The organism is Paenibacillus sp. AR247, assembly GCF_002968895.1.
Classification (GTDB): domain Bacteria; phylum Bacillota; class Bacilli; order Paenibacillales; family Paenibacillaceae; genus Paenibacillus_AQ; species Paenibacillus_AQ favisporus.
The window spans coordinates 34,579-46,351 of sequence record NZ_PCZT01000015.1; the positions used below are offsets into that span (position 1 = coordinate 34,579).

12 protein-coding genes and 1 pseudogene are annotated in these 11,773 nt (G+C 55.4%); 2 read left to right on the top strand and 11 right to left on the bottom strand.

Features of this window, described 5'->3' with window-relative positions; all coding sequences use genetic code 11:
- Window positions 1-119 precede the first annotated feature (119 nt).
- Window positions 120-275, bottom strand: a complete 156-nt coding sequence (locus tag CPT76_RS37760; protein WP_181153024.1) for a hypothetical protein — start codon at window positions 273-275, stop codon at window positions 120-122.
- A gap of 167 nt (window positions 276-442) precedes the next feature.
- Between CPT76_RS37760 and CPT76_RS24785 the strand changes: the two genes are divergently transcribed.
- Window positions 443-688, top strand: a complete 246-nt coding sequence (locus CPT76_RS24785) for a hypothetical protein (RefSeq protein ID WP_105444821.1) — start codon at window positions 443-445, stop codon at window positions 686-688.
- A gap of 18 nt (window positions 689-706) precedes the next feature.
- Entirely contained in the window at window positions 707-1,840 is a 1,134-nt protein-coding gene (dnaN, locus tag CPT76_RS24790; RefSeq protein ID WP_181153026.1) for a DNA polymerase III subunit beta, read from the top strand.
- On the opposite strand, the gene CPT76_RS24795 is transcribed toward dnaN, so the two are convergent.
- The 10 genes and pseudogenes from CPT76_RS24795 to CPT76_RS40470 form a co-directional block, all read right to left on the bottom strand.
- Window positions 1,758-3,218 (bottom strand): MDR family MFS transporter, encoded by a 1,461-nt coding sequence (locus CPT76_RS24795; RefSeq protein ID WP_105444823.1) that lies wholly within the window; start codon window positions 3,216-3,218, stop codon window positions 1,758-1,760. The genes dnaN and CPT76_RS24795 overlap by 83 nt on opposite strands.
- A 37-nt stretch (window positions 3,219-3,255) precedes the next feature.
- A complete protein-coding gene (locus CPT76_RS24800; protein WP_105444824.1) occupies window positions 3,256-3,993 on the bottom strand; it encodes a cytoplasmic protein in 738 nt (245 codons plus the stop codon).
- Window positions 3,994-4,127: 134 nt separating this feature from the next.
- Complete coding sequence (locus CPT76_RS24805) at window positions 4,128-4,853, bottom strand: bactofilin family protein (protein ID WP_105444825.1); 726 nt, start codon at window positions 4,851-4,853, stop codon at window positions 4,128-4,130.
- Between the two features lie 4 nt (window positions 4,854-4,857).
- A complete protein-coding gene (locus CPT76_RS24810) occupies window positions 4,858-5,493 on the bottom strand; it encodes a YhbD family protein (RefSeq protein ID WP_089549763.1) in 636 nt (211 codons plus the stop codon).
- A gap of 170 nt (window positions 5,494-5,663) precedes the next feature.
- A pseudogene (gene argH, locus CPT76_RS24815) lies at window positions 5,664-6,952 on the bottom strand (argininosuccinate lyase).
- A 109-nt stretch (window positions 6,953-7,061) separates the two neighbouring features.
- Window positions 7,062-8,294, bottom strand: coding sequence for an argininosuccinate synthase (locus CPT76_RS24820; protein ID WP_076174549.1), 1,233 nt, complete (start codon window positions 8,292-8,294; stop codon window positions 7,062-7,064).
- Window positions 8,295-8,320: 26 nt separating this feature from the next.
- Window positions 8,321-9,277 carry an ornithine carbamoyltransferase gene (argF, locus tag CPT76_RS24825; RefSeq protein ID WP_105444893.1) on the bottom strand — a complete coding sequence of 319 codons (957 nt, stop codon included), beginning with the start codon at window positions 9,275-9,277 and terminating at the stop codon, window positions 8,321-8,323.
- 46 nt (window positions 9,278-9,323) lie between these two features.
- Window positions 9,324-10,520, bottom strand: coding sequence for an acetylornithine transaminase (locus CPT76_RS24830; protein ID WP_105444826.1), 1,197 nt, complete (start codon window positions 10,518-10,520; stop codon window positions 9,324-9,326).
- 203 nt (window positions 10,521-10,723) lie between these two features.
- The gene (argB, locus tag CPT76_RS24835) at window positions 10,724-11,557 is read right to left on the bottom strand and encodes an acetylglutamate kinase (protein WP_105444894.1); all 834 of its coding nucleotides are present in this window, start codon (window positions 11,555-11,557) and stop codon (window positions 10,724-10,726) included.
- 33 nt (window positions 11,558-11,590) lie between these two features.
- The coding region (locus CPT76_RS40470; protein ID WP_258168781.1) for a bifunctional ornithine acetyltransferase/N-acetylglutamate synthase at window positions 11,591-11,773 on the bottom strand (183 nt) is incomplete at its 5' end.

Here is an 11,773-nt window from a genome sequence, read left to right on the forward strand (position 1 = left end):
CTGAGGACAAATGAAGGGCAGCAATGGATTGTCAGCTATAATCCAAACGAAGCAAAAGGGTGCCTCCGCCGGTTTAACGAAACCGTTGGAGACACCCTTTTTATAATCATATGTGAGCTCTACTGAATAATCCCGATCCGGCGCGCCTGCTCCTCCGTCATAATGTATTCCTCGCTTGGCCACACTTCCTCTTCGGCCTCGACGCCGAACATCTTCATGACTTCGCCCCAGATTCCCTTCTCTACCGCTTCCGCCTGCGTAATAATGATTTTCATGACGCTCACTCCTTTTCGGTTCTTTTACCCTTTTATACCCCGTTTTGGGTAGGTTGATTCGCTTGGCGCTAAAAGGAGTGCTTCTTGCCCAACACTTTCGAACTGTGATAGATTAATATTAGAAAATATTTGAAAAAGGTTACCTTATTCAAAAAGGAGGCATGAACATGGAGCCGCGCAACAAAGTAAAAATCGGCATCCCCGATGAGGAAGGGCAGTTGAGCTTCATGTTTACCCGTGGGGGAGCACGCCGAGGAGCAGGCAGAAAAGGGATCGGGACGACCCGCAAAGTATCGTTAACTTTATCCGAGGCAACATGGAGCCGCCTTGATGCCTATTGTGACGACCATCAGTTTACTCGGTCCGAAGTTCTGCGTGGAATGATCGAACATTATTTTTCCGACCAAAATTAAAAGAAAAAGGTGACGCCCGTGTTCGTCCGTATCCCAGGTGATCTTCTGGCTCAAACCGTTCAACAGGTTGCCGTCGCAGTTTCGGTATCCTCGGCACAACCGCAGAACTCTATGATTCATTTACATACGAGTCTGAATGGACTGACTCTTGCATCAGGAACAAGCTCGGGAATGGTCATTCAAGCAAAGCTTCCACTCGATGAGGGACACTGTCAAACGGGGTCCATTGCCGTGCCTTCGCGTCTATTTGCGGACATGATTCGCAAGCTGCCTGCCGGAGTCGTGACCCTGGAAACACAGCCGCCTTTCCTATTAAAGATTAGCTCGGGCAGTACTTTATTCCGACTCTACGGAATGGATCCAGAGGATAGCTGTTCCGTTCCAGACCTCGGAATCCACCTGTTGGATGTGGAGCTATCGAGCTCTCAATTTAAAAAAATGGTTCAGCAGGTCGTTTTTGCATCCGCCAGATCCAATGAAGCCAGGCCAGTATTAACCGGCGCCCTGTTTCACATTACAAATGGCTCAATGAAGCTGATGGCTACAGACGGTGTGCGCCTGGCTTCATGCACAATCCATCTTGAACGCAATCTGAGCAATGAAGTTGAGGTCATCATACCTTCCGCATATTTAAAGCATGTCTCCAAGCTGCTGTCCGGAGAGAAGCTGCGGATCTCCTTCAGCAATCACCGGATGGTTATACAGAATCAAGATCTCGCGGCTTACATTCCCCTAATGACCGGATCCTTCCCGCTAATGGGTACGATGATCAGCGCCACATATGTAACAGAACTTCGGGTTTCCTCAGCAGCCCTTCTCAGCGCGATCGAGCGGGTTAATTTGGTTGCGGGCGGACAAACGGTTCTGCTGAATGGAACACCCCATTCCTTGGAATTAAGCTCCAATACGCCAGAAGTTGGCGATGTTCAAGAGACTACTCCCGTGCAGAACTTTCAAGGGGAGCCATTTCGTATTGCTTTCAACGGGAAGTATATGCAGGACATCATACGTGTAATTGACAGCGAATGGATCAGTATTCAATATGCAAGTCCTTTAAAACCCCTCATTGTTACTGCGAAACCAGCGCCAGCGCCGCCGGTATCACGGCCCACAGGAACGCATGGTCCACGGAGACGGACAGCGCGCTGCTGATCTTCTCCATGACCGGTGCCGGAATAAGCGCTCTGCGCTCCGGCGAAAGCATCTGCTGCGGATCCATCGTGGCCGGCATATTCTGGCCGGAAGCTCCGCCCAGGGTACTGCTCAGCCGGTCATGGAAGTCATTTCGCTGGATGATGCCGAAGATCGTAATCCCCACGGTCATTCCGAGCGAGCGCAGGAAGGAGATCGTTGAGTTGGCCGAGCCCCGCTGTCTGGCATCCACGCCCTGGATGGCCGACATCCCGAGCACGGAGAATGAAAATCCCATCCCGAAGCCGGCGACCAGCATATAGATGGACAGCATCGTCCGCGTTGTCTCCGGCGTAATCGTGCCGAGCAGCAGCATGCCGCCGCCGAAAATGATTGCCGACAGGATCATGACGCTGCGGAATGACATTTTGGTAGACAGCATGCCCCCTACTTGCGAGGCAACTACGGAACTCAGTGTCATCGGAAGTAGTATCAACCCAGAGTTAGTTGCATTTCCACCCATTACCCCTTGCACGAAAATCGGAATGTACACAGCTGCGGTAATGAAAGCCGCCCCATAGAACAAGGCCGCTGCGCTGCTGAAGGCGAACAGTCTTTTGCGGAACATGTCGTAGGACACGATCGGTTCGGCCACCTTGGCCTCCACGGCCAGGAAGACGATCATCAGCACGGCAAATGCGGCGAACAGTCCAATAATGACCGGTGAATCCCAGGCATATTTGCTGCCGCCCAGCTCCAGCGCGAACATCAGGCTGACCACGGAGCCCACCAGCGTAGCGGCTCCCCAAATGTCGATCTTTTGCTTGGAATGCTCATGAGACTCATGATAGAACAGCACCACCAGCAGAAAGGCTGCAATACCTAAAGGCAGGTTAATATAGAAAATCCAGCGCCACTCCAGATAATCGGTGATATACGCCCCGAGAAGCGGTCCGAACAAGCTCGACACCCCGAATACGGCGCCAAACATGCCCGCCATCTTGCCTCTGGACTCCACCGGGAAAATATCAAACACGATCGTAAATGCAATCGGCACCAGCGCCCCGCCGCCGATTCCCTGAATTGCCCGGTAAATGCTCAGCTCGGTAATGCTGTGTGCCGTCCCGCACAAGGCCGAACCCAGCAGGAACATGATAATCCCGAATACGAAAAATCTTTTCCTTCCATACATATCGGACAATTTGCCGAAGATCGGCATGCCGGCCATCTCTGCCACCATATAAGCGGAGGTGACCCAGACGAATTGGTCCAGACCGCCAAGCTCGCCGACGATCGTCCCCATTGCGGTCGAGACGATCGTGTTGTCCATCGCGGCGATCAGCACGCCGAGCAGCAGACCGGCAACGATCAGACCCAGCCTGTTCTTTTTCTCTGCCATATCACGCACTACCCCTTTATATTGTTTGTAAAATATCTTATCCCAGCCGGACAAACCGACCTACACTTGCCGCCGTGTCCTGCTTGAATTCGTCCGTATACTCCACCAATCCGATCTCGCATCCGCTGCCGATGTTCACCCTTCTGCCCCGGACGACGGCAGCCTTGGTGTTCTCCAGATAAACGACGTCGCCTTCAATGCTATCCGCGCTCAGATCCCCGCCGTCGTAATGGGAAGTCATCTTCCCGAACAGCGGAATCTCCAGCCCTTTCTTGACGGTGATTTTGGCACCTACGAGCTCTCCAATCCTGCTCGGTCCATACATTTTAATCTCGACGAGCTCGCCGTTCAGCATGCCCGGGACTTCCACCACGCCCCGCACGAGCAGCTCCTCCGTCTGGCCGGACGCCGCTCGAAGGCCGCCGTTGATTTTGACGAAATCCGAAGACACATTGCCGCCGACGGCCAGCTCGCCGTTAATGCTGATGCTTTTCAACTGCAGATCCCCGGACACGCTTACCCCGCCCTGAGACTTCAACAGTCCGCCCTGAAGGTTCTCCCGGACGTTCAGCGTTCCGTTGACGGATGCGGTTTCCGCGATCAGGGAGCCGTTCACCTGAGCCGTACCCAGGCATTTAAACAGCCCGCAGTCGGCCGTACTGCTGATTTCCGCGTCACCCATAATTTTGACCTGGTTAAAAGTTCCGCCCCCCGAGCTTCCACTGCCCGTGATTTTGATATCGCCAAGCCCTTGGCGGTTTCCATTTGCCGTCATGACCTTTTCCTCCCTTATGAATACCCGGTCATCCGGGCATTCCCTGAATGTTGTCTCATGCACCCGTATTGGAACGTTGCTCTATTGCTGCCTAGTCAGTTTCAACGCAGATTTTCATCTGCTTCAACGCTGATTCAGATCTGCTTCGCCGATCCGACCTGAGCGTCTCCGTCCCGCTTGAAGTCGACCTTGTATTCGACTCTGCCGATTTTGCAGCCGGGACCGATCCGTACTTCGCTGCCGCGGACGACATCCGCTTCGGTATATTCCAGGTCCACGAAGTCCCCTTCAATGAGATCGGCCTTCAGGCGGTTGTTGAAGACCGGGGCCAACTGCAGCAAAATAGGCGCTTTCTTCAACCGGCGCACGGTAATATGATCCCCGCCAATTTCCTTAGCTTTGCTGGCCAGGCTCATCTTCAAGTCGATCTCGCCGGCGTTCACCAGCCCATCCACGTTAAAGCCGCCGTGAACCGAAAGCACCTCGCACTGCACGTCCCCTCTCGACCTCAGGCTGCCCGACACTTCCACTTTCTCACTGTTGAGTCCCTTTTCCAGGGTGACCTGGCCGTTGATCGCAGCCGATTCGCTGCAGCGGGTCATCTCTTTGACCGATCCCATGCCGTCCAGAATCAAACGTTCGGCCGATAAATTGCCGCCGATCGACATCGTCCCGTTGATCTTGACCGTTTCCCCAAGCACCGAACCCGAAATGTTCAGGGTGCCGTTGGAATCCAGCGTAATGCAGTCGATATCTCCCTTCACCTTGCTGATCCCGTCAATCCTAACCGTTTTATACACACCGGACGCCACCGTCCCGATGCCCGACATCGACATGTCATGTCTTTGTTCCCGCTCCATCGCCTCAAACCTCCGATTGGTTGATTTTTAATTTCAATTCCTCGATACAGCCCCTTAAAGGCAGGCGGAACACCCACTTGGCATCCCGGTCCACATATACATGCTCGGTAGTCTCGATTAGCAGCAGCAGCGGCACGCCCATTTTGCGGACGAGCGCCAGCTCGCACGGTCTGCTTGCCACTTTAGCGTAATGATCCCGCATGAGGGATAACAGCATCTTGCCTTCATCCCGGGTTATTTCTCCGCTCTTGAGCAGCTTCTCCAGTACATAGACCGAGAGAATGTCGGCGAACGTCAGCACGTCCTGCTTCCCCAGCTCCTGTTCGAACAGATCCAGCGTCATATTGGTAACAATGTTACGTTGTAAAAGCTCGCCGGGAGTGATCGATACTTCGCCGGAGCTCGGTGAAAACACATCGGCCAGCTCGTCGAGGGACAAACCGTCCTTCATATTTAGAATGCGGTCTATGCGCTGCAGTATTTTTTGCTTTGGAAAAAAGGTCTCCTGTCCCGTGAAGGAAGACTTGCGGATAAACCATTCCTCGGGAATGAGGTTTTTCCGCTTCCAGCGGTACAGCTGTCCATAGGAAATTCCGGTCAGCTCCAGCAGATCCTTTTTGGAAATCTCTTCTTCGTTCATTGCACATCCTCCTCGCAGAAATAATGTAACATAACATTGTTACGTTGTAAATACGACAAATAAAAAATATGGGGGACCCACGAAAAAAGACGCCTCCACAAGGGAAGCGCCTTTTCTATCTACTATTTCTGATCTGCTCAATCATATAACCACGCCGTTACGGCTATCGTTTATACGTGCTCGGTAAGCCACTGTTCTGTCATGCTGAGCAGCACCTCACCGCGTTTAATCGCCTCAGCCACCTGATCCGTCGCCGTGCCCCCGTACACATTGCGGGCGTTCACGACGGTTTCCGGCCGCAGCACCTCATAAATCGTGTCGTCGAACAGCGGCGAGAACTGCTGGAACTCCTCCATCGTCAGGTCAAGCAGGTACTTGCCCTGCTGGATACAGTACAGCACCGTTTTGCCGATGACTTCATGCGCCTGGCGGAACGGCAGCCCTTTGCCCACGAGGAAGTCGGCGATGTCCGTCGCGTTCGAGAAGTCCTGGTTGACCGCTTCGCGCATGCGGCTCTTGTTCACCTTCATCGTGGCGATCATCGGCGCAAACAGCTGCAGGGCTCCCTCCAGCGTGGCCACCGTGTCGAACATGCCTTCCTTGTCTTCCTGCATATCCTTGTTGTACGCCAAAGGCAGCGACTTGAGCACCGTCAGAAGGCCCATCTAAACTCCGTGCTGCTCCACAGCACCAGCTCTTCGGACAGACGGGAGAGATGCATCATAATGATGGACGCGTGGGACAGGAACTCCACGATAAAATCGCGGTCGCTGACTGCATCCAGACTGTTCTCGTAGACCCGGTCAAACTGGAGCTGCTCCGCCACGAAATGGCGGTCGATCGGGAACGTCGTCCCGGCCAGGGCGCCGGCGCCGAGCGGCAGGACGTTGATGCGCTTGTAGCTGTCCATAAGGCGCTCAATATCGCGCTGGAACATGGAGACGTACGCCATCAGATGATGGGCGAACAGAATCGGCTGTGCCCGCTGCAGATGCGTATACCCCGGGATGATCGTATCCAGGTTATCCCTTGCTTGTCCGATGAGCGACTTTTGCAGCTCATGCAGCATGCCGGCCAGCTCGACGACCCGCTTGCGCAAATACAAGTGCATATCGGTCGCCACCTGATCGTTCCGGCTGCGTCCCGTATGCAGCTTGCCGCCAACCGGGCCGATCTCGGCGATCAGATTTTTCTCCACGTTCATATGGATGTCCTCGTCCGCCACCGAAAACTCGATTTCGCCGCGGCGGATTTTATCCAACACGGTTTGCAGCCCCGCCTTGATCGTCTCCACGTCTTCCTGCGGAACGATTCCGCATTTGCCCAGCATCGTCACATGAGCCAGGCTGCCTTGAATATCTTCCTCGGCGAGCGCCTGGTCAAAACCGATCGAAGCCGTATATTCGTCTACCAGATGGTTGGTCTGCTTCGTAAAGCGCCCTCCCCACAGTTTGCCCACTATCGTTCTCTCCCCTCTTGCTTGACAGCAGAGGGCCGCTCCTTCCCGTGACCGACAAGGAACGGCCTCCCTACGACATGCTTGTGCTGTTGATTATATCATGGAAAAATTATTTGTTCTGTGCCACGCCTGTGCCGACTTTAAGACGCAGGGCGTTCAAATGGATAAAGCCGGTAGCATCCCCTTGATCGTACGCTTGGGTCGGATCGGCTTCCATCGTGGCGATGTCCGGGTTGTACAGACTGACCGGGCTCTTCACGCCGGCGGCGATGATGTTGCCCTTGTACAGCTTCACGCGCACCGTACCGGTCACGTTCTTCTGACTTTCGGTTACGAGCGCCTGCAGTGCCAGACGTTCCGGTGCGAACCAGAAGCCGTTGTACACGAGCGTGCTGTAACGGGTGATCAGGCTGTCGCGCAGGTTCATCACTTCACGGTCCATCGTGATCGACTCCATTTTGCGGTGCGCGGTGAACAGGATCGTGCCCCCTGGCGTTTCATACACACCGCGGCTCTTCATGCCGACAAAGCGGTTCTCCACCATGTCCACGCGGCCGATGCCGTGCTTGCCGCCGAGCTCGTTGAGGCGCTCCATCACGGCCAGCGGGTTCAGCTTCTCACCGTTAATGGCGACACAGTTGCCCTGCACGAAATCGAGCTCCACGTATTCCGCCTCATCCGGCGCATCCTCAGGAGACACGCTGAGCAGGTACATGTCTTTATTTTCCGGAGCGCTGGCATCGAACCAAGGATCCTCGAGTACGCCGCTCTCATAGCTGATATGCAGCAGGTTGCGGTCCATCGAATAAGGCTTCGCCGCAGAGGCTGTTACCGGAATGCCGTGCTTCTCGGCAAAAGCGATCATTTCCGCGCGTCCCGGGAACTCATTGCGGAATTCCTCAAGACGCCACGGAGCGATGACTTTGATGTCCGGAGCCAGGGCCGCAGCCGCCAGCTCGAAACGCACCTGGTCATTCCCTTTGCCCGTTGCGCCGTGCGCGATTGCCGTTGCGCCTTCCGCGCGTGCGATATCCACCATGCGCTTGGCGATCAGCGGGCGCGCAATGCTCGTGCCGAGCAGGTACTGCCCCTCATACAGCGCTCCCGATTGGAACATCGGGAAGATGAAATCCTGCGCGAACTCGTCGCGCAGATCGTCAATGTATACTTTCGAGGCGCCGGTAGCCAGTGCCTTTTCCTCCAAACCGTCCAGCTCTTCCTTCTGTCCGATATCGGCCGTAAATGCGATGATTTCGGCATCATACGTTTCCTTAAGCCACTTCAGAATGACCGACGTATCCAGACCTCCGGAATACGCCAGTACGATTTTTTCTTTTGCCATGTCTTAACTCCCTCTCCTGACTAATCTTAACCCATCAATGCGGCCATCAGCGCTTTTTGTGCATGCAGACGGTTTTCGGCCTGGTCGAAAATAACCGAGTTTTTGCCGTCGATGACCCCTTCGCTCACTTCTTCCCCACGGTGTGCCGGCAGGCAGTGCATGAACAGGTAGTCTGCCTTCGCCAGCTGGGCCAGCTTCTCGTCGACTTGATAGTTTTTGAACGCCGCCTCGCGGACCTTCTGCTCTTCCTCAAAGCCCATGCTGGCCCATACGTCGGTATAAATGACGTCCGCGTCCTTCACCGCTTCTTCCGGACTGTGCGTAACGACGATCTGCGCGCCGCTTTCCTTGGCGATCTCTTGGCTCACCTTCAATACGGCCGGATCCGGGGTATACCCTTCCGGACTTGCGATCGATACGTTCACGCCCAGCTTGGCGCCGCCGATCATCAAGGAATGAGCCATGTTGTTGCCGTCGCTGATGTAGGCGAGCTTCAGGCCTTTCAGCTGGCCCTTGTGCTCATAGATCGTCTGGTAATCCGCCAGCACCTGGCACGGATGCGCCAGATCGCTCAGGCCATTGATCACGGGAACGGAGGCGTATTTCGCCAGATCCGTTACATTGTGATGCCCGAAGGTGCGGATCATGATGCCGTCCAGGTAACGCGACAGCACCTGCGCCGTATCGCTGATAATTTCTCCGCGTCCGAGCTGGATGTCGTTTTTGCTTAAAAAGAGCGCGTGGGCTCCGAGCTGGAACGCCCCCACTTCGAACGATACCCGGGTACGGGTGGATGATTTTTCGAAAATAAGTCCGATCGTTTTGCCCTTCAGCGGCTGGTATTCCTCGCCGTTCTTCTGCTTGCGCTTGAGTTCAATCGCCAGATCGATCAAGTACTGAATTTCTTCCGGTGTATAATCGTCGAGCTCCAGCAGGTCTCTTCCCTTCAGGTCGATATCCTGCAGCAGCCCGGTTTGGCTCAACATCGTTACGTCCTCCTTTATCAGTGCATGCTCTAATGCTGCCCGGCTACGCCTTGTTTACTGCGGTATGATCATGGATCAGCTCGGCAATCATGCCGACGGCCTGATCGATTTCTTCTTTGGTAATATACAGGTTCGGAAGCAGGCGGATCACGTTCGGACCGGCCGTCACGAACAGCAGCCCGCGTTTCTGCCCTTCCAGCACGAGGTCGTTGACCGGCTCCTTGCACTCGATGCCGATGAGCAGCCCCAAGCCGCGCACTTCATTGACAAAAGGATGCACAGCCACCTTTTCGTTCAGCTGCTGGATCAAATACTCGCCCATGTCCGCAGCGCGTTGCGGTAGCTGGTCCTCAAGAATCGTCTCGATCGTGGCGATCATCGCCGCCGTAGCGATCGGCGTGCCGCCGAAGGTAGAGCCGTGGCTGCCCGGCGTAAACGCGTCTTTCAGATACCCTTTGCCGAGCATTGCTCCCGCCGGGAACCCGCTGGCAATGCCTTTGGCGAGTGTGAAAATATCCGGCTCAATGCCGTAATGCTCATACGCAAACAGCTTGCCTGTACGGCCCATGCCGGTCTGCACCTCGTCGAAGATGAGCAGAAGCCCATTCTGTTCGCACAGCGCCTTCACGGCCTTCAGGAAGTCCGGCTGCACGACGAGCACGCCGCCTTCCGCCAGTACCATCTCGATCATGATCGCGGCAGTGTCCGGGCCGATGGCCGCTTTCAGCGCGTCCAGATCATGCAGCGGTACGCTCTTGAAGCCGGCAGGCAGCGGCAGGAAGCCGTCTTTTACCTTGTCCTGGCCGGTTGCCGTCAGGGTAGCCAGCGTACGTCCGTGGAAGGACTGATGGAAGGTGATGATTTCAAAGCGTCCGGTGCCTTTCACTTTCTGGTGGTAGCGGCGGGCCAGCTTGATGGCCGCTTCGTTCGCTTCGGCGCCGCTGTTGCAGAAGAACACCGCATCCGCGCAGCTGTTCGCCGTCAGCATAGAGGCTGCTTTTTCCTGGTTCGGAATGTGGAACAGGTTCGATACATGCCACAGCTCATCCAGCTGAGCTTTCAGCTTCTCGGTCACTTTTTTCGGCGCATGGCCCAGATTGGTCACCGCCAGACCGCACATAAAGTCGAGGTATTTGTTCCCTTTATCGTCCCACAGCCAGCTCCCCTGCCCTTTCACCAGGCTGATCGGATATCTGGCATAGTTCTGAAACAATGAGCTTGCCTGTTCGCTTGCACTCATCCCTAATCACTCCTTCTCCCGGAGCCGCAGGTCCCTCCCTGTGCCCCTGTATAAGAAAACGTTTATCGATGTAAATTCAAAGTAGACAGACCACGATTAGCAGTAGTTTTTCTTGCGATCTACGGAAGATGACCCTCTGGAGCATATACATTCTTAGATCTTAAGAAAAACGTTTATCGATGTAAATTCAAAGTACCTTTATCTTAATCCCGCACGATGCGGGTACCCAACACTTCACCCTGCAGCACCCGGCTCAGTACCCGGGGCTCACTGCCGTTCACGATGACAACTTCCTGCACGTCTCCTTGAATGCAGCTCACCGCGGCCCGAACTTTCGGAATCATGCCGCCGTAAATGTCGCCGCTGGCGATCATGTCTTCGATTTGCTGCACCGTCACCGACGGCAGCACCTGCTTCTCGCCGTCCACGGCTTTCAGGATGCCGGGCACGTCCGTGACCACGATCATCCGGTCGACTCCCAGATGGGAAGCGACGGCGCCCGCCGCGGTATCGGCGTTAATGTTGTAGCGCTGCCCGGCCGCGTCCACCCCGACCGGTGCGATGACCGGCATGTAGCCCATGGCCGTAATGCCTTTAACGATCGCCGATTCCACGTAAGTAACGTCGCCGACATGGCCAACCTCGGCTGCGTTGGCAACCGGCTCGGCCTGGATCAGTCCTCCGTCGACGCCCGACAGGCCAAGAGCCCGGCCGCCCGTGCTCTGGATCCGCCGCACGATCTGCTTGTTGATCGTTCCGGCCAACACCATCTCCACGACGTCGAGGACGTCCTCGGTCGTCTTGCGCAGGCCGTTCACGAACTCCGTTTCAATGCCCAGCTTGGCGAGATTGTCCGAAATGGCCGGACCGCCCCCATGGACGATGACCGGCTGCACGCCCTGCTGCTGCAGCTGCTTCAGATCCTCAAAGAAGGAGTCCGGCAGTGCCGCCAGCGTGCTTCCCCCGCACTTCATGACAAACGTCTGCTGGCCATCCGCCCCAATATGGGAGCCCTGCTCATTCTCCAGCGTCTTCATATGCATTCACTCTCCCCTGCAGCTGCCTTCGCCTTATGTCCGGTAAGCCGCATTGATCCGCACGTAATCATAAGTCAAATCACAGCCCCAGGCGGTGGCTTGCCCGGCTCCGCCGTGCAGATCCACGACGATGCGGACGGTGTTCCCTTTCAAGTAGGCCAACGCTTCATCTTCATCAAAAGCGACCGGGCGTGATTGTTCCAATACGCTGATATC